The organism is Cellulosimicrobium sp. XJ-DQ-B-000, assembly GCF_031119065.1.
Taxonomy (GTDB): Bacteria; Actinomycetota; Actinomycetes; order Actinomycetales; family Cellulomonadaceae; genus Cellulosimicrobium; species Cellulosimicrobium funkei.
Map to the genome: position 1 here is coordinate 39599 of NZ_JAVHYN010000004.1, position 17277 is coordinate 56875.

Below are 17277 nucleotides of genomic sequence, written 5' to 3' on the forward strand. Positions count from 1 at the left end.
CGGCTCACCCGTCGGCACGCGCCCCCGCCGCCGCACCGCGCCGCGCCCGGCCCCGCCGGGTGACGAGGTACACCGCGAGGATCACGACCACGAGCCCCGCGGTGGACACGAGCTGGGCGCGCGCGGCGGCGTCGGTCAGCATGAGGACGGCGAGCGCCGCGAGACCCACGAGCACCGCCCACGTGAGCCACGGGAAGCCCCACATACGCAGGGTCATCGGCTCGCCCGACGCGCGGGCCTGCGCCTCGATCCGCCGACGGAGCCGCAGCTGCGAGACGGCGACGAGGACCCACACGACGAGCAGCGCGGCGCCCACGGCGTTGAGCAGGATGCCCAGCAGCGCCTCCGGCAGGAGCCAGTTCAGCCCGACCGCGACGAGCGCGAAGAACACGGAGACCAGCACCGACACCCAGGGGACGTCGCGCCGCGACACGCGCCGCAGCGCGCGCGGGCCGTCGCCGCGCCCGGCCAGCGAGTAGGCCATGCGCGACGTGCCGTACACGTTCGCGTTGAACGCCGAGAGCAGCGCGACCACGACGACGACCTCCATGACGCGCGCCGCGCCCGGCAGCCCGGCGAGGTCGAGCACCGCGACGAACGGGCTCTCGGCGAGCAGCGGCGAGTCCCACGGGAGCACGAGCACCATGATCGCGACCGAGCCCAGGTAGAACACGAGGATCCGCCACACGATGCTGCGCGTCGCGCGCGCGACGGCGGTGCGCGGCTCGCGCGCCTCGGCCGCGGCGATCGTGACGATCTCGATGCCGCCGAACGCGAAGACGACGACGAGCAGCCCCGCCGCGATGCCGCCCCACCCCTCCGGGGCGAAGCCGCCCTGGCCGAGCAGGTTCGACGTGCCGACGGGCTCCGTCCCGGGCAGCAGTCCGAGCACGAGCAGCACGCCGACGACGAGGAACCCGACGATCGCCGCGACCTTGACGAACGCGAACCAGAACTCGAGCTCGCCGAACTGCCGCACGCCCCACAGGTTGATCACCGCGAACACGACGACCACGGCGAGCGCGACGCCCCACTGCGGCACGTCGGGGTACCAGCCGGTGACGATGCGCGCGGCGCCGGTGATCTCGGCGCCGAGCACCATGACGAGCATGAACCAGTACAGCCAGCCGAGCAGGAACCCGGCCCACGGCCCGAGCGCCTCCTCCGCGTAGACGGAGAACGACCCGCTCGCGGGGCGCGCGCTCGCCATCTCGGCGAGCATCCGCATGACGAGGATGACGACGACGCCCGCGATCGCGTACGACACGAGCACGGCCGGGCCGGCGGTGGCGATCCCGACGCCGGAGCCGAGGAACAGCCCGGCGCCGATCGCGGAGCCGAGGCCCATCATCGTCAGGTGCCGCGTGCGCAGCCCGCTGCCCAGGTGGTCGGCTCCGGGGTCGACGCTCGGGTCGGCGCTGCTGTCGACCGTGAGGTCGACGGTCGGGTCGGTCGTCGACGGCCGGGTCTCGGCCGGGGCCCCGCTCGCAGACGGTGCCGGGCGTTCGGGCGTGGGGGTGCTCATGGTGCGGTCCTGCGGTCGGGGTCGGGACGCCGTGCTCGACGCCGACCCACGACGCTACACGGCCCGGGCGCGACGACGCCCCGCACCCGGCGTGAGGGACGCGTGGAGTGCGGGGCGGCGTCGGGCACGACGCTGTGCCGTCGCTACGGGGTCGCGGTCCGCGGGAGCGGGGCGACGGCGTGCTGGCGCGGCGCGGCGGTGCCGTCGCCGGGCGCGGCCGGGTCGTCGGCGCGGTCGCCCGCTCCGGCGGCGGTGCCGGCCTGTCGTCCGTCGCCGTCCGGCGCCGGGGCGTCGGGGGTCGGCGCCGCGGCGTCGACGGCGACCGGTCGGCGCGTCGAGCCGTTGAGGACGCCGTCGTCCTGGAGGTCCTCCAGGTCCTCGTCGTCCACGGCGTTCGCCCCGTGCTCCGCCCCGGCGGCGAACACCGACGGGTCGGGCGGCGTGCCGAACTTCAGGTGGTTGAAGAGCAGGTTGAGCAGGATCGCCATGACCGCGGCCGAGCTGATGCCCGAGTGGAAGATGATCCCGAACCACGTGGGGAACTGGTCGTAGAAGTCGGGCTTGGCGATGGGGATCATGCCGAACGAGATCGACGCCGCCACGATGATGAGGTTCATCGGGCGCGAGTAGTCGACCTTGGCGAGCGTGCGGATGCCCGACGCCGCGACCGAGCCGAACAGGACGACGCCCGCACCGCCGAGGACCGGCGTCGGCACCGCGGCGACGACGCGGCCGAGGACCGGCAGCAGGCCGAGGATCACGAGGATCGCGCCGCCCGCCCCCACGACGAACCGCGACTTCACGCCCGTGATGGCCACGAGGCCGACGTTCTGCGCGAACGCCGACTGCGTGAAGGACCCGAAGAACGGCGACACGATGGACGACGCCATGTCGGCCCGGAGGCCGTCCGCGATGCGCTTGCGGTTCACCTTGGTGCCGACGATCTCGCCGACGGCGATGATGTCGGCCGTCGTCTCGGTGAGAGTCACGAGGATGACGATGAGCATGGAGATGATCGCGGCGATCTCGAACGTCGGCGCCCCGAAGCCGAGGAACGACGGGAACGCGGCGACGGGGCCGTCGCCCACGCCGGAGAAGTCGGCCTTGCCGAGCGCGAGGGCGATGAGCGTCCCGACGACGATCGCGATGAGGATCGACAGGCGCGAGATCGTGCCGCTGCCGACCTTGGACAGCAGGATGACGATCGCGAACGTCAGCGCGGCGAGGCCGATGTTGCTCACCGAGCCGTAGTCGGGCGCGCTCGCGTTGCCGCCCATCGCCCAGTTGGCCGCGACGGGCATGAGCGTGAGCCCGATCGTCGTGATGACGACGCCCGTCACCACCGGTGGGAAGAACCGGATGATCTGCGCGAAGAAAGGCGTGATGAGCAGGCCGATCACGGAGGCGACGAGCACCGCGCCCAGGACGCCCGGGATCCCTCCCCCGCCGTTGACGATCGCGACCATCGTGGACACGCCCGCGAAGGACACGCCCTGGACCAGCGGCAGCTGGGACCCGAAGAAGGGGATGCCCACCGTCTGCAGGATCGTCGCGAGGCCGCCGATGAAGAGGGACGCCGCGACGAGCATCCCGATCTCGGCGCCGGTCAGGCCCGCGGCGCTCCCCACGATGAGCGGCGGGGCGATGATGCCGCCGTACATCGTGAGCACGTGCTGGAACCCGTACCCGAACGTCGACCCGATGGGCAGCCGCTCGTCCTCGGGGCGTGCCGGACGCCGTTCGGCGCCGTCCGTGGCCCTCGTGGCTCGCGCATTCATAGCGGACCTCCTCGTCAGCTATCGTTCCGCTTGGCGGAAAACTACTTCCACTATTCGAACGCCTAGTGTGACCTGTGTCAAGTCCCGCCCTCCAACTCGTGCGTGGCCAGCGGGGACGGTCGCGACCGTCCGACATCGCCCGCCCGACGTCACCCGTGACGCCGCCCGCGCGACGCGGCAAAGCGCTGGCACCACGCCGCGCGCCCTCCCTACGCTCCAGCGGTGACCACCACCCTGCGGCCCTACCGCCCCGCCGATCTCGACGCGGTCGTCGCGCTGTCGCTGCGCGCGTGGGAGAGCGCGTTCGCCTCCTGGCGCGAGATCCTCGGGGAGCGCCTCTACGACCTCGCCTACCCCGACTGGCGCCGCAGGCAGGCGGCGGAGGTGCGGGGCGCGTGCGAGAAGCACCCCGCGACGACGGTCGTCGCGGAGCGCGACGGCCGGGTCGTCGGGTTCGCCACGACGGTGCTCGGCGAGCCCGCGCCGGAGGGCGCGCGCACCGCCGACCTGGAGATCATCGCCGTCGACCCCGACGTGCAGGGCGACGGCATCGGCCGCCGGCTCGTGGACGCTGCCCTCGCGCTCATGCGCGACGCCGGATGCGCCTACGCCAACGTCTGGACCGGCGGCGACCCGGGCCACGGGGCAGCGCGCGCCCTGTACGAGTCGAGCGGCTTCACCGCGCTGCCCGTCGTCCACTACTACCGCGAGCTCTGAGCCGGCGGGGGCGCCCGGGCGTCGGCCCGGCCCGTCCCCGCCGGCCGCGGCTCACCCCGCGACGAGGCGCCGGGCCGCCGCCGAGTGCTCGGCCGCGAGGGCGCCGAGGTCGAGCCCGGGGATCGCGCCGTCGACGACGCGCCACGCGCCGCCCACCATGACGCGGTCCGCGCGGTCGGCGCCGCACAGCAGGAGCGCGGCGACCGGGTCGTGCGCGCCGGAGAAGCGCAGCTCGTCGAGCCGCCACAGCGCGAGGTCGGCCTGCTTGCCGACCGCGAGCACGCCGACGTCGTCCCGGCCCAGCACGCGCGCCGACCCGCGCGTGCCCCAGCCGAGCGCGCGGGTCACGGGGATGTCCGCGCCGTACCGGAGGCGCTGGAGGTAGAGCGCCTGGCGCGCCTCGAGGATCATCGTCGAGGCGTCGTTCGACGCCGAGCCGTCGACCCCGAGCCCGACGGGCGCGCCCGCGTCCTCCAGCTCCACGGCCCGGGCGATGCCCGACGCGAGGCGCATGTTCGACGTCGGGCAGTGCGCGACGCCGGTCCCCGCCGCCCCGAGGCGGCGCACCTCGTCGTCGTCGAGGTGGATGCCGTGGCCGAGCCAGGCGCGGTCCGTGAGCCAGCCGACGGACTCCAGGTAGTCGACCGTGCGCATCCCGAAGCGCTCGCGGCAGAAGTCCTCCTCGTCGACCGTCTCGGCGAGGTGCGTGTGCAGGCGGACGTCGAGCTCCTCCGCGAGCGCCGCGCTCTCCCGCATCGCGTCGGTCGTCACGGAGAACGGCGAGCAGGGCGCGAACGCGATCTGGACCTGCGCCCCGGCACCCCGCTCGTGGTACGTGTCCACGAGCCGCTGCGAGTCCGCGAGGATCGTGTCGAGGTCCTGGACGACCGACTGCGGCGGCAGGCCGCCGTCGTCCTGGCCGAGAGTCATGGAGCCGCGCGTGAGGGTCGCGCGCATCCCGAGCCGCCGGACGGCGGCGACCTGGAGGTCGATCGCGTCGTCGAGACCGGCGGGGAAGACGTAGTGGTGGTCGGCCGCCGTCGTGCAGCCGGAGAGCAGGAGCTCGGCGAGGGCGACGGTCGTCGCGAGCTCGTGGTCGCGCGGCGTGAGGCGCGCCCAGACCGGGTAGAGGCGCTGCAGCCAGGGGAAGAGCGGGGCGTCGGCGACCGGCCCCCAGGCCCGCGTGAGCGTCTGGTAGAAGTGGTGGTGCGTGTTGATCAGGCCCGGCGTGAGCACGTGCTGCGACGCGTCGAACGTCTCGTCGACGGGAGCGGACGGCTGCGCGCCGGCCGCGACGAGCTCGACGACCACCCCGCCCTCGACGACGAGGCCGCCGCGCGCGTCCGGGGCGCCCGGGGAGTCGTCGGCGGTGAACACGCCGAGCGGGTCGCGGACCCACGTCCTGGTCGCTGCGTCGGTGCTGGTCATGGTGCCTCCTGGTGGCTCGTCGCTCACCGGGGCGCGGATCCGGCGCCACGGTGCGCCGGCTCAGTGGTCCTGTCTGCCGATCCAGGTGCCGCGCGTCACGCGGCCCGGCCGACGCTAGGCCGGGCCGCGACCGCCGTCAAGATGGGCCCGCCGCTTCCCGCGCGCGACCTCGGCCGCTGCGCCATCCTGGTGCTCGCCGCCGCCGACCACCGGGAGCCGTCCGTGAACGTCTACGCCCCGCTCGTGCCGGTGTTCGTCGTCGCCCTGCTGGCGCCGCTGCTCACGGGCCTCATGCCCGTGCGGTCGCGCGTCCCGCAGGTCGTCGTGCTGCTGCTGGGCGGCATCCTCGTCGGGCCGTCCGCGCTCGACCTCGCCACGCCCGACGACGTCACGCTCCTCTCGGACCTCGGCATGGGCTTCCTCTTCCTCCTGGCCGGGTACGAGCTCGAGCCGAGCCTCCTGCGCGAGCGCGTCGGACGGCGGGCCGGAGCGGCGTGGCTGACGTCGCTCGTCGTCGGCGCCGTGCTCGTCCTCGCGATCGTCGGTCACGACTCGCCGCACGCCGTCGCGGCGGGGGCGATCGCGCTGACGACGACGGCGCTCGGCGTGGTGCTCCCCATCCTGCGCGACGGCGGTCAGCTCGGCTCGCGGCTCGGCCGCGCGGTGCTCGTGGTCGGGGCGGTGGGCGAGCTCGGCCCGATCGTCGCCATGGCCGTGCTGCTCGGGACGCGCGAGAGCGGGGTCGCGGCGATCCTGCTCGTCCTGTTCGCGGTCGTCGCGGTCGCGCTGTCCGCGCTGCCGGGCCGGCTGGGGCGCCTCAAGGCCCTCGGCGGCGACCGCCTCTTCAGCGCGGCGGAGCACGGGACCGGCCAGAGCACGCTGCGCCTCACGGTGCTGCTGCTCGTCGTGCTGCTCGCGCTCGCCGCGGGGCTCGGGTTCGACGCGGTGCTGGGCGCGTTCGTCGGCGGCATGGTGCTGCGACGCTGGGCGCCCGGCGACGTCGAGGCGCTGGAGAAGAAGCTCGACGCGGTCGCGTGGGGCGTGTTCGTGCCGGTGTTCTTCGTCAGTTCCGGCATGGGCCTGGACATCGACTCCATCGTCGCGTCCCCGCTGCTGCCGCTGACGTTCTTCGCGCTCATGGTGGTCGTGCGGGGCGGCCCGGTGCTCCTGTGGTTCCGGCGCGAGCTGCCGTCGGTCGAGCGCGTCCAGACCGCGCTCTACGCGGCGACCGCGCTGCCGCTGCTCGTCGCGCTCACGGAGATCGCCGTCGAGCAGGGCGCCATGACGTCGCAGGTCGGGGCGGCGCTCGTCGGCGCGGGCGTGCTGTCGGTGATCGTGCTGCCGATGGTCGCGAGCCGGCTCGGCCCGCGCGAGCCGGGCGGCCGCCCGCCCGGACCGGGCGAGCAGGGCGAGCCGGGCCCGCGCGTCGACCCGCCCGACGACGCAGCGACCGCGCGCGGGTGACGCACCCCGGGGTGCCCCTCCCGCGCGGCCGGTCGCCGCGGTCGCCAGGTCAGCCGGCCGTCACACCGTCCACTGCTGCGCGGTCGTGCCGTTGCACGTCCAGGTCTGCAGCCGCTGGCCGTCGTGCAGGGGCGCGCCGCCCGTGGCGTCGAGGCAGAGCCCGGACTGCGGGTTGCGCAGCGCCTTGCTCCCCGCGTCGTACGCCCACTTCTGCGCGCCGGTCCCGTTGCACGTCCACACCTGCACGGCGGCGCCGCGCGTCGTCGCGCCGTCGCGCACGTCGAGGCACTTGCCGAGCGCACGGACGGTCCCGTCGGAGCCGCGCGTCCAGGTCTGCGCGGCGTTGCCGCTGCACGTGACGATCTGCACCTGGTTGCCGTCGGTCGGGTCCGCCCACGGGACGTCGACGCACATGCCGTTCGCGGCGCGCACCGCGCCGGTCCCCGTGGGCAGGCCGGTGCCGGGGTTCCCCGGGTTCGACGAGCCCGAGCCGTTGTCGTAGACGCGCACGTAGTCGACCTTCATCTGCTGCGGGAGCTGGGTCGTGCCGTCGGGGTAGCCGGGCCACTGCCCGCCGACCGCGACGTTGAGGATGAGGAAGAACGGCTGGTCGAACACCCAGGCGTTCGCGCCGACGCTCGCGCGCGTGACGCGGTGGAACTGCTGGCCGTCGACGAACCACGTGATCTCCCCCGGCTTCCAGTCGACCGCGAACGTGTGGAACGTGTCCGCGAACGACCAGCCCTGCGGGTGCTGGTACATGCCCGTGATGCCGGAGCCGCCGGAGTACCCCGGGCCGTGCACCGTGCCGTGCACGCGGTGCGGCTCGAACCCGACGTTCTCCATGATGTCGATCTCGCCCGACGACGGCCACGGCGTCCCGGGGAAGCTCCCGCCGAGCATCCAGAACGCCGGCCAGATCCCCTGGCCGCGCGGGATCTGGATGCGCGCCTCGATGCGCCCGTACTGCGGCTGGTACTTGCCCTGGGTCGTCATGCGGGCCGACGTGTACGACCCGTCGCCCTCGCGACGCGCGGTGATGACGAGGTTGCCCTGGCCGTCGAGCGCGGAGTTGGCGCGCGAGGCCGTGTAGTTCTGGAGCTCGGCGTTGCCCCACCCGTGCGCGCCGGTCTCGTGGTTCCAGACGGCCGGGTTCGGCGCCGAGCCCGCCGCGCCGTCGAACTCGTCGGACCACAGGAGGTCGCCGGGTGCGGCGGCGGCCGACGTCGCGGGCACGGTGACGGCGAGCGCCGCGGCGGCCGCCGTGAGCGCGGCGACGAGCGCGCCCGCGAGGCGCCGCCGGGTGCGGGGTCGGGGCCCGGCCGGGGTGCGGGGCGGGGTCAGGGAGCGGTGACGTGCGAGGTCCATCGTTCCTCCAGGTCCGGCGGCGGTGCCGCCTGCGTCTCGCCACGGTGCGCGACGTGCTCTCGGCGCGACTCTGCACCGGGGCGGGGGCCGTTCCTCGGCCCTCCGTCGCGAACCTACGGCGGCGGGATCATGCCGAGCAAGCGCTCTCTCGGCGTGTCGTGGGATCGCTCCCATATCGCTTCTCCGACACCACGGGCGAACGAGCGACCCGAACGCCCCCGGAAACGCCTCGGGACGTCACACCCTCGCAGGGACCGCCGCGTCGAGGATCGCCTCGGCCGCCCGGCGCGCCTGGCGCGCGACGTCGAGGTCCTGCGTGATGGCCGCCGTCGTCTGCGCGCCCTCGGCGAGCAGCACGACCTGGAGCGCGACGTCGTCGGGCAGGCCCGCCTCGCGCACGACGTCGCGCGCGTACCGCTGGAACGACTCCTTGTGCTCGCGCACCGCGGCGGCGACCCCGGGCGACGTCGCGCCGAGCTCGCCGAACGAGTTGATGAACGCGCACCCGCGGAAGCCGTCCTCGCGGAACCACGCGTCGAGGAAGTCGAACACCGCGAGGAGGCGGTCGCGGGGCGTGGCCGCTCCCGCGGCGGCCTGCGCGATCCCCTCGTCCCACCGGCGCGTGCGCTGGCGCAGCACGGCCACGACGAGGTCGTCCTTGGACGGGAAGAGCGAGTAGATGCGCTTGAGCGACACCCCGGCCTCGGCGCGGACGGCGTCCATCCCGACGGACTGCACGCCCTGGGCGTAGAACAGCCGGTCGGCCGCGGCCACCACGGCCGCGCGGGCGCTCACGTCGTCGAGCATCGCTCATCTCCTGTTCACGTCGTACCGCTTGCGCGGAGAACCATCGTTCTCTAGTGTAGCGACTCACGGGAGAACGACCGTTCTCCCGACGCCGCGAAGGGAGCACGACCATGGGGTACATCACCGTCGGGCAGGAGAACTCCACCGACATCGAGCTCTACTACGAGGACCAGGGCACCGGGCAGCCGGTCGTCCTCATCCACGGCTACCCGCTCGACGGCCACAGCTGGGAGCTGCAGAAGCGCGAGCTGCTCGACGCCGGCCACCGCGTCATCACCTACGACCGCCGCGGGTTCGGCGCGTCGAGCAAGGTCGGCAGCGGCTACGACTACGACACGTTCGCAGCCGACCTCGACACCGTCCTCGAGACGCTCGACCTGCGCGACGTGATCCTCGTCGGCTTCTCCATGGGCACCGGCGAGCTCGCCCGCTACGTGAAGAGCCACGGCCACGAGCGCGTCGCCAAGCTCGCGTTCCTCGCCTCGCTCGAGCCCTTCCTCGTCCAGCGCGACGACAACCCGGAGGGCGTCCCGCAGTCCGTGTTCGACGGCATCGTCGAGGCCGCGCGCTCCGACCGCTACGCCTGGTACACGCAGTTCTACAAGGACTTCTACAACCTCGACGAGAACCTCGGGACGCGCATCAGCGAGGACGCCGTGCACGCGAGCTGGATCACCGCGATCGGGTCCGCGCCCGTCGCCGCGTACGCGGTCGTGCCGACCTGGATCGAGGACTTCCGGGCCGACGTCGAGGCCGTCCGCGCGGCCGGCAAGCCGACGCTGATCCTGCACGGCACGAAGGACAACATCCTGCCGATCGACGCGACCGGGCGCCGCTTCCGCCAGCTCGTGCCGGACGCCGAGTACGTCGAGGTCGAGGGTGCTCCCCACGGCCTGCTCGTCACGCACGCGGCCGAGGTCAACGAGGCGCTGCTCGCCTTCGTCGGTCGCTGACCGCGACGCGCCACGCGGGAGCGGACGCCCGTCCGGGCGCCGTGGCGCCGGGTGCCGGGGTGATTCCCGGCGCCCGGCGCCACGGCCCGCGGAAGCGTCAGGCGACCGTCACGCGGTAGTCGTCGGCGTCGTCGTCCCAGGCGAGGTCGACGGCGCCGGCGGCCTGCGCCGCCTTGCAGAACTGCAGGAACCCGCGGTACCCGAGCGCCTTCTCGCTGAAGTCGGGGCGCTTCTTGCGGATCGCGTTCTTCAGCCCGGACAGGACCGTCGAGCCGCCCTCCTCACGGACCACGTCGCGCACGAGCGCGAACGCCTGGTCCGTGTCGCCCTGCGCGGGCAGCGACACCTCGGGGTCGCCCGTCGCGGGGCCGGGCGCGAGCTCCACGAAGCTCCGGTCGGCGAGGAACCGCAGGAACTCGCCGAAGTTGCGGAACCCGTAGTCCGCCTCGCTGAACGTCGGGTCCTTGCGCAGCAGCGTGCGCTTGAGCACCGACGCGGTGACCGGGCCGCTCGTGGACGCCTCGAGGTCGGCCAGGGTCTGCGCGACGCGCACCTCCATGGGGACGTCCTCGCCCGACGGCGCGTCGTCGTCGGCCTCGGAGGTCGTCGCGACGAGCGCGGGCTCGTCGGCCGGCTGCTCGACGGGCGTCGTCTCGCCGTCGACCTCGGCGTTCTCGGTCACGACGGGCTCGCCCCGGCGCGACGAGCGCCCGACGGCCTCGCCGAGCTCCGCGAGCGCCGCGGCGGCCGGGGTCTCGACCTCCGGCTCGGCGATCTCGGTCGCCTTGCGGCGCCCGGACGTGCGGCCGCCGGTGCGCTTCGCCTTCGCGCCACCGGACGTCGTCCCGGCGCGCCCACCGCGGACTGAGCGAGGCTCCGGCTCGTCGGGGACGTCGACACCCTCGAGCCGGTCGTAGAACAGGAACTCGTCGCACGCGGGCGGCAGGAGGCGGGACGTCGACTTCTCGACGCCGACGCCGATGACGCGCTTGTTCAGCTCGCGCAGCTTGTGGACGAGCGGGGAGAAGTCGCTGTCCCCCGTGCACATGACGAACGTCGAGATGTAGTCGCGCTCGAACGCCATCTCGATCGCGTCGACGACCATCTTGATGTCGGCGGCGTTCTTGCGGGACGCCCCCATGCGCTGGGGCATCTCGATGAGCTCGACCTGGTGGCGCGTGAGCGAGCGGCGGTCCTCGTCGAAGTACGACCAGTCCGCGTACGCCCGCCGCACGACGACGCGCCCGCGCACGGCGAGCGCGTCGGCGATCGGGCCGAAGTCGAACGTCATGCCGCCCAGGTGCTCGCGCGCCCCGAGCGCGAGGTTCTCGTAGTCGATGAAGACGGCCAGTCGCTCCTCGGTGTCCATGCCCGCCAGCCTAGGCGCAGACCACGGCCCCGACCCCGCGGGGATGTGTACGGGCGTACACATCGTGTGTACGATCGTCCGCATGCCGCCCCCCATCCTCGCGGGCCCGGCGCCGGACGTCCGGCGTGCGCGGGTCGCCGTCGCCGCGCTGTTCCTCACCAACGGCGCGCTGTTCGCGAACCTCGTGCCGCGGTACCCCGAGATCAAGGCCGGGCTCGACCTGGGCAACGCCACGTACGGGCTCGCCGTCGCGGCGTTCCCCGCGGGGGCCATCACCGCCGGGCTCGCCGCCGCGGCGCTCGTCCGCCGGTTCGGGTCGGCGCGCGTCGCCGTCGCCGGCACCGTGCTCACCGCGGCCGGGCTGCTGCTCGCGGGCCTGGCGCCCGCCCTGCCGCTGCTCGTCGTCGCGCTGTTCGCGGCGGGGGCGATGGACGCGTTCACCGACGTCGCGCAGAACGCGCACGGCTTGCGCGTGCAGCGCCGGTACGGCCGCTCGATCATCAACGGCTTCCATGCGCTGTGGTCGGTCGGCGCCGTCGTGGGCGGCGGGATGGCGGCCGCCGCCATCGCGCTCGGCCTGCCCCTCGGCGTCCACCTCGCGATCACGGGCGCCCTCTTCGCGGTGGTCGCGCTCGCCGCGCTGCGCTGGTGCCTGCCCGGGCTCGACGGCGAGACGCCCGACGCCGTCGCGGCGGAGGCCGTCGCGACCCCGGCCGGTGCCCCGGCAGGCGCGGAACCCGCAGGGGCCGGCGCAGCACTCGCACGCGCGTCCCGCGCCCGCACGGCCGCCGTCCTCGCCGCGCTCGTGCTCGTCGCCGTCGCAGGCACCCTCGTCGAGGACGCGGGCAGCACGTGGGCCGCGGTCTACCTGTCCGGGTCGCTCGGCGCCCCCGCGACGCTCGCCGCCGCCGGCTTCGTCGCGCTCGTCGGCGCCCAGTTCGTCGGGCGCCTCGTCGGGGACCGCCTCGTGGACCGCTTCGGTCAGCGCGCCGTCGCCCGGACCGGGGGTGCGCTCGTCGCGCTCGGCACGGGCCTCGCGCTCGCGTTCCCCTCCGTGCCCGGCACCATCGCCGGGTTCGCCGCCGCCGGGTTCGGTGTCGCAACCCTCGTCCCGGCCGCGATGCAGCAGGCGGACGAGCTCCCCGGGCTGCGCGCGGGCACGGGTCTCACGCTCGTCTCGTGGCTCATGCGGCTCGGGTTCCTCCTGTCGCCGCCGATCGTCGGGCTCGTCGCCGACGCCACGAGCCTGCGGACCGGCCTGCTCGTGCTCCCGCTCGCGGGCGTCGTCGTCGTGCTGCTCACCGGCGTCCTCGCACCGCGCCGCGCCACCAGCTCGCCGCACCACCCCTCCCCCCACGACCGCACCCTTGAGTCCCAGGAGACCAGCGCATGACCACCGACTACTTCGCCGGCGACGACCGCACCAGCTACGAGCGCATGGCCGCGGGCGACCTGTACGTCGCCGACGACCCGGAGATCGCGCGCGGCGTCCAGCGCGGCCTGCGCCTCGTCGACGCCTACCACCGGGCGGTGCTCGACGGCGACGACGACGGCGCCCGCGCGATCCTCACCGACCTGCTCGGCTCGCTCGGCGAGGGCGCGTCGGTGAAGCCCCCGCTCGCGGTGGACTTCGGCAGCAACGTGCACCTCGGCGACCGGACGTTCGTCAACTCCGGGCTCACCGCGCTCGACGTCGCGGCGATCACCATCGGCGACGACTGCCTCCTCGGGCCGAACGTCCAGCTCCTCACCCCCACGCACCCCGTCGACCCCCAGCCGCGGCGCGACAAGCTCGAGGCCGCCGAGCCCATCACGCTCGGCGACAACGTGTGGCTCGGCGGCGGCGTCATCGTGTGCCCGGGCGTGACGATCGGCGACAACACCGTCGTGGGCGCGGGGTCCGTCGTCACGCGCGACCTGCCCGCGAACGTCGTGGCCGCCGGCAACCCGGCGCGCGTGATCCGCGAGAACATCTGACCCGTGACCGAGACCCCCGCGCCTCCCGGCCCGACGGGCCGCGCGCGCCGCCACGACCCGGAGCGCCGCGACCGCATCATCGACGCGTGCCTCGACGTCATCGCGGAGCACGGGGTCGAAGGGACCTCGCACCGGCGCGTCGCGGCGGCGGCCGACGTCCCGCTCGGCTCCATGACGTACCACTTCGCCGGGATGGACGACCTGCTGCGCGAGGCGTTCGGCCGGTTCACGCGCGAGGCCGCCGCGCAGTTCGAGCGCCGCATGGGCGACGCGCGCACGCCCGAGGAGGCCGTCCAGGCCGTCACGACGCTCATCACGCACGACGTCTTCGCGACGCAGCGCGACCTCGTGCTGTCGCACGAGCTCTACACGCTCGCGGCGCGGGACCCGGCCTACCGGACGCTCACCAACGACTGGATGCGTCGCAGCCGCGCCGCGCTGGGCCGCCACTTCGACCCCGCGACGTGCCGCGTGCTCGACGCGTTCATCGAAGGCATGACGATCCACCGCGCGCTCGACACCGAGCCGCACGACGACGTCGACGTCCTCGGTGCGGTCCGCCGCCTCACGCGGGTCGGGCCGCCCGTGCCCCCTCCGCCGCGGTGACGTCGAACAGCTCGCACGTCACGCCGTAGTACGCGTCGGTCCTGCCGCGGGGGGTCATGCCGATCCGTCGGCACACCGCCTGGGACGCCGCGTTGTCGGGGTGCGTCACGGCGACGACCCGGTCGAGGCCCCGCGCGAACGCGTGCGCGAGGACGGCCGAGGCCGCCTCCGACGCGTACCCGCGGCCCCACGCGGCGGGGTGGAAGTGCCATCCGATCTCCGTGTCGCCGGACGGCTGCAGCGGGTCGCCCGTGCCCGACGCCGGGATCGACTTGAGCAGGATGGTCCCGACGGGCGCGCCGTCGGGCAGACCGGCGCCGTCGTCCTCGCGCGGGACGACCGCCCAGACGCCGTGCGTGCCGTCGTCGACCTCGGCCCACGCGGCGACGCGCGCGAGCGCCTCGTCCCGGTGCTCCAGGACGCGCGGCGTCGTCCCGACGTACCGCATCACGTCCCAGCGGGAGTAGATGTCGAGGACGGCGTCGGCGTCGTCGGGCTGCCAGGGGCGGAGGGTCAGTCGGGGCGTCGTCAGCGTCTGCACCGCCCCAGGCTACGAGGCGCGCGCAACCTTCTTCCCGCGCCGTTCGTCGCACACCGACCACCGTTCGTCGCACACCTCGACCGCCCGCCGCCGTGACGTGGATCACGGTCCGCCGCGGTTCCTAGCCTTCCGTGGTCGGACCGCAACGACGCGACCCTGGAGAGGCTCGATGACGACAGACACCCGCGCGGCGCGGAACGCCGCGGACGACGACCCGGAGATCGTGCCGGACCCGTCCCTGCCCCCCACCGCGGTGCCCGAGGAGCTTCCCGGGGCACAGGCGCGCACCCGCTGGACGCCCCAGAAGATCGCCCTGTGGGCCGCGATCTCCCTGCTCGGCGGCATCGCGTGGGTCATGCTCGCGGTCGTCCGCGGCGAGACCGTGAACGCGATCTGGTTCGTGTTCGCCGCCGTGTGCACGTACCTCATCGGGTACCGCTTCTACTCCAAGGTCATCGAGCGCTACATCACGCGCCCCGACGACCGCCGCGCCACGCCCGCCGAGGCCCGCGAGGACGGCAAGGACTACGTCCCGACCGACCGGCACGTGCTGTTCGGCCACCACTTCGCCGCGATCGCCGGGGCGGGCCCGCTCGTCGGCCCGGTGCTCGCCGCCCAGATGGGCTACCTGCCCGGCACGATCTGGATCATCGTCGGCGTCGTGCTCGCCGGCGCGGTGCAGGACTACCTCGTCCTGTTCTTCTCCATGCGCCGCGGCGGGCGGACCATCGGCCAGATGGCGCGCCAGGAGCTCGGCCGCGTGGGCGGCACCGCCGCGATCGTCGCGTCGCTGCTCATCATGATCATCATCGTCGCGATCCTCGCGCTCGTCGTCGTCAACGCGCTCGGCGAGAGCCCGTGGGGCGTGTTCTCCGTGTCGATGACGATCCCCATCGCGCTGTTCATGGGCGTGTACCTGCGGTACATCCGGCCCGGGAAGATCACCGAGGTCTCGGTCATCGGCTTCGTGCTGCTGCTCGCCGCGATCGTCGGCGGCGGCTGGATCGCGGACACCGCCTGGGGCGCCGAGCTCTTCCACCTCGACCGCACGACGATCGCGGTCGGCGTCATCGTGTACGGCTTCGTCGCCGCCGTCCTGCCCGTGTGGCTCCTGCTCGCGCCCCGCGACTACCTCTCGACGTTCATGAAGGTCGGCGTCATCGTCGTCCTCGCGGTCGCGGTGATCGTCGTGCGGCCCGAGATCACGGTGCCCGCGATCAGCGAGTTCGCGAGCGGCGAGACGGGCCCGGTCGTGTCCGGGGCGTTGTTCCCGTTCCTCTTCGTCACCATCGCGTGCGGCGCGCTGTCCGGCTTCCACGCGCTCATCGCGTCGGGCACGACGCCGAAGCTCGTCGAGAAGGAGCGCCAGACGCGCTTCATCGGCTACGGCGGCATGCTCATGGAGTCGTTCGTCGCGATCATGGCGCTCGTCGCCGCGATCTCCATCGACCGCGGCATCTACTTCGCGATGAACTCGTCCGCCGCCGCCACGGGCGGCACGGTCGAGGGCGCGGTCGCGTTCGTCAACGGGCTCGGCCTCATGGGCGTCGACCTCACGCCGGACATGCTCACGTCGACCGCGGAGGCCGTCGGGGAGCCGTCGATCGTGTCCCGCACGGGCGGTGCCCCGACGCTCGCGCTCGGCCTCGCGCACATCATGCAGCAGCTCGTGGGCGGCACCGCGATGATGGGCTTCTGGTACCACTTCGCCATCATGTTCGAGGCGCTGTTCATCCTCACCGCCGTCGACGCCGGCACGCGCGTCGCGCGGTTCATGCTCCAGGACACCCTCGGCAACGTGTCGCCGAAGTTCCGCGACGTCACGTGGCGGCCGGGCGTGTGGTTGTGCACCGCGATCATGGTCGCCGGGTGGGGCAGCATCCTCTACCTCGGCGTCACCGACCCGCTCGGCGGGATCAACACGTTCTTCCCGCTGTTCGGCATCGCGAACCAGCTCCTCGCGGCCATCGCGCTCGCCGTCGTGCTGGCGATCGTCGCCAAGCGCGGGCGCAGCTACCAGCGCTGGCTGTGGATCGTCGCGGCGCCGCTCGCGTTCACCGCGGTCATCACCATCTGGGCGTCGATCGAGAAGATCTTCTCCCCCGTCCCCGCGGTCGGGTACTGGGCCAACCACAACGCGTTCAAGGACGCGCTCGCCGCCGGCGAGACGTCGTTCGGAACCGCCGGCTCGGTCGAGGCGATGGAGGCGGTCGTCCGCAACACGTTCGTCCAGGGCACGCTCTCGATCGTGTTCGTCGTCCTCGCGATCGTCGTCATCGTCGCGTCGGTCCTCGTGACCGCGAAGGCGCTGCGCGACGGCGGCGGCGCCAACCACGAGGACCCGCCCGTCGCGTCGCGCCGGTTCGCCCCGGCCGACCTGTTCGCGACGAAGGCCGAGAAGGCGATCCAGAAGGAGTGGGCGGCGCTGCCGCCCGAGAAGCGCCCTGCCGCGACGGGGCACCGGTGACGGTGCGGCAGGGGACGCAGGGTCCCGCCACGACGGTCCGTGCGACCGTCGTGGCGGGGCTCCGCACCGCGGCGGCCCGCGTGCACGACGGCGCGGCCCACGTCCGCTGGTACGTGCGGCAGGTGATGGGTGACGACGCGTACGCGACCTACGCCGCGCACCAGCGCGCGGTGCACCCGGGGGGCGTCGTCATGACCGAGCGCGAGTTCTGGCGCATGCGGCACGCCGAGCAGGACGCCAACCCGGGGTCGCGCTGCTGCTGACGGCCTAGGCTCGG

Annotated in this window: 15 protein-coding genes; 8 read left to right on the top strand and 7 right to left on the bottom strand. The window is 73.9% G+C overall.

Annotated elements, in window-relative coordinates:
* Positions 1 to 4: 4 nt before the first annotated feature.
* Positions 5 to 1525 carry an amino acid permease gene (locus tag RDI86_RS07985; RefSeq protein WP_308821102.1) on the bottom strand — a complete coding sequence of 507 codons (1521 nt, stop codon included), beginning with the start codon at positions 1523 to 1525 and terminating at the stop codon, positions 5 to 7.
* Between the two features lie 143 nt (positions 1526 to 1668).
* Positions 1669 to 3303, bottom strand: a complete 1635-nt coding sequence (locus RDI86_RS07990) for a nucleobase:cation symporter-2 family protein (RefSeq protein ID WP_308821103.1) — start codon at positions 3301 to 3303, stop codon at positions 1669 to 1671.
* Positions 3304 to 3525: 222 nt separating this feature from the next.
* Between RDI86_RS07990 and RDI86_RS07995 the strand changes: the two genes are divergently transcribed.
* Positions 3526 to 4020, top strand: coding sequence for a GNAT family N-acetyltransferase (locus RDI86_RS07995; protein ID WP_308821104.1), 495 nt, complete (start codon positions 3526 to 3528; stop codon positions 4018 to 4020).
* A gap of 51 nt (positions 4021 to 4071) precedes the next feature.
* Here the strand turns inward: RDI86_RS07995 and RDI86_RS08000 are convergent, their stop codons facing one another.
* Positions 4072 to 5448, bottom strand: a complete 1377-nt coding sequence (locus RDI86_RS08000) for an 8-oxoguanine deaminase (RefSeq protein WP_171468567.1) — start codon at positions 5446 to 5448, stop codon at positions 4072 to 4074.
* Between the two features lie 141 nt (positions 5449 to 5589).
* Here RDI86_RS08000 and RDI86_RS08005 point away from each other — a divergent pair, with 141 nt between their 5' ends.
* Entirely contained in the window at positions 5590 to 6912 is a 1323-nt protein-coding gene (locus RDI86_RS08005) for a cation:proton antiporter (protein ID WP_308821105.1), read from the top strand.
* A gap of 60 nt (positions 6913 to 6972) precedes the next feature.
* On the opposite strand, the gene RDI86_RS08010 is transcribed toward RDI86_RS08005, so the two are convergent.
* Positions 6973 to 8280 (bottom strand): glycoside hydrolase family 16 protein, encoded by a 1308-nt coding sequence (locus RDI86_RS08010; protein WP_163185182.1) that lies wholly within the window; start codon positions 8278 to 8280, stop codon positions 6973 to 6975.
* Between the two features lie 237 nt (positions 8281 to 8517).
* Positions 8518 to 9087, bottom strand: a complete 570-nt coding sequence (locus tag RDI86_RS08015) for a TetR/AcrR family transcriptional regulator (protein ID WP_076404254.1) — start codon at positions 9085 to 9087, stop codon at positions 8518 to 8520.
* A 110-nt stretch (positions 9088 to 9197) separates the two neighbouring features.
* Here RDI86_RS08015 and RDI86_RS08020 point away from each other — a divergent pair, with 110 nt between their 5' ends.
* Positions 9198 to 10040: an alpha/beta hydrolase gene (locus tag RDI86_RS08020; RefSeq protein WP_308821106.1), complete on the top strand. Its 843-nt coding sequence runs from the start codon at positions 9198 to 9200 to the stop codon at positions 10038 to 10040.
* Between the two features lie 97 nt (positions 10041 to 10137).
* Here RDI86_RS08020 and RDI86_RS08025 read toward each other — a convergent pair whose 3' ends face one another.
* On the bottom strand, positions 10138 to 11409 hold the full coding sequence (locus RDI86_RS08025; protein ID WP_137281288.1) for an NYN domain-containing protein: 1272 nt from the start codon (positions 11407 to 11409) through the stop codon (positions 10138 to 10140).
* Positions 11410 to 11491: 82 nt separating this feature from the next.
* Between RDI86_RS08025 and RDI86_RS08030 the strand changes: the two genes are divergently transcribed.
* Genes RDI86_RS08030 through RDI86_RS08040 form a run of 3 tightly spaced genes read left to right on the top strand, consistent with a single transcriptional unit; the run spans position 11492 to position 13992 of the window.
* A complete protein-coding gene (locus RDI86_RS08030; protein WP_308821107.1) occupies positions 11492 to 12802 on the top strand; it encodes an MFS transporter in 1311 nt (436 codons plus the stop codon).
* Complete coding sequence (locus RDI86_RS08035) at positions 12799 to 13386, top strand: sugar O-acetyltransferase (RefSeq protein ID WP_308821108.1); 588 nt, start codon at positions 12799 to 12801, stop codon at positions 13384 to 13386. The genes RDI86_RS08030 and RDI86_RS08035 overlap by 4 nt, the downstream gene beginning before the upstream one ends.
* Before the next feature lie 3 nt (positions 13387 to 13389).
* Positions 13390 to 13992, top strand: coding sequence for a TetR/AcrR family transcriptional regulator (locus RDI86_RS08040; protein WP_085387039.1), 603 nt, complete (start codon positions 13390 to 13392; stop codon positions 13990 to 13992).
* On the opposite strand, the gene RDI86_RS08045 is transcribed toward RDI86_RS08040, so the two are convergent.
* The gene (locus RDI86_RS08045; protein ID WP_009863291.1) at positions 13952 to 14533 is read right to left on the bottom strand and encodes a GNAT family N-acetyltransferase; all 582 of its coding nucleotides are present in this window, start codon (positions 14531 to 14533) and stop codon (positions 13952 to 13954) included. The two genes, RDI86_RS08040 and RDI86_RS08045, sit on opposite strands and share 41 nt — an antisense overlap.
* A 169-nt stretch (positions 14534 to 14702) precedes the next feature.
* Between RDI86_RS08045 and RDI86_RS08050 the strand changes: the two genes are divergently transcribed.
* Entirely contained in the window at positions 14703 to 17000 is a 2298-nt protein-coding gene (locus RDI86_RS08050; RefSeq protein ID WP_308821109.1) for a carbon starvation CstA family protein, read from the top strand.
* Entirely contained in the window at positions 16997 to 17263 is a 267-nt protein-coding gene (locus RDI86_RS08055; protein WP_308821110.1) for a YbdD/YjiX family protein, read from the top strand. The genes RDI86_RS08050 and RDI86_RS08055 overlap by 4 nt, the downstream gene beginning before the upstream one ends.
* Positions 17264 to 17277: the final 14 nt, after the last annotated feature.

Bases quoted from the DNA above. Each gene is read 5' to 3' on its own strand.
- RDI86_RS07985 (WP_308821102.1), bottom strand. From the start codon at position 1,525: ATGAGCACCCCCACGCCCGAACGCCCGGCACCGTCTGCGAGCGGGGCC.
- RDI86_RS07990 (WP_308821103.1), bottom strand. From the start codon at position 3,303: ATGAATGCGCGAGCCACGAGGGCCACGGACGGCGCCGAACGGCGTCCG.
- RDI86_RS08000 (WP_171468567.1), bottom strand. From the start codon at position 5,448: ATGACCAGCACCGACGCAGCGACCAGGACGTGGGTCCGCGACCCGCTC.
- RDI86_RS08005 (WP_308821105.1), top strand. From the start codon at position 5,590: ATGGGCCCGCCGCTTCCCGCGCGCGACCTCGGCCGCTGCGCCATCCTG.
- RDI86_RS08010 (WP_163185182.1), bottom strand. From the start codon at position 8,280: ATGGACCTCGCACGTCACCGCTCCCTGACCCCGCCCCGCACCCCGGCC.
- RDI86_RS08015 (WP_076404254.1), bottom strand. From the start codon at position 9,087: ATGCTCGACGACGTGAGCGCCCGCGCGGCCGTGGTGGCCGCGGCCGAC.
- RDI86_RS08020 (WP_308821106.1), top strand. From the start codon at position 9,198: ATGGGGTACATCACCGTCGGGCAGGAGAACTCCACCGACATCGAGCTC.
- RDI86_RS08025 (WP_137281288.1), bottom strand. From the start codon at position 11,409: ATGGACACCGAGGAGCGACTGGCCGTCTTCATCGACTACGAGAACCTC.
- RDI86_RS08030 (WP_308821107.1), top strand. From the start codon at position 11,492: ATGCCGCCCCCCATCCTCGCGGGCCCGGCGCCGGACGTCCGGCGTGCG.
- RDI86_RS08035 (WP_308821108.1), top strand. From the start codon at position 12,799: ATGACCACCGACTACTTCGCCGGCGACGACCGCACCAGCTACGAGCGC.
- RDI86_RS08050 (WP_308821109.1), top strand. From the start codon at position 14,703: ATGACGACAGACACCCGCGCGGCGCGGAACGCCGCGGACGACGACCCG.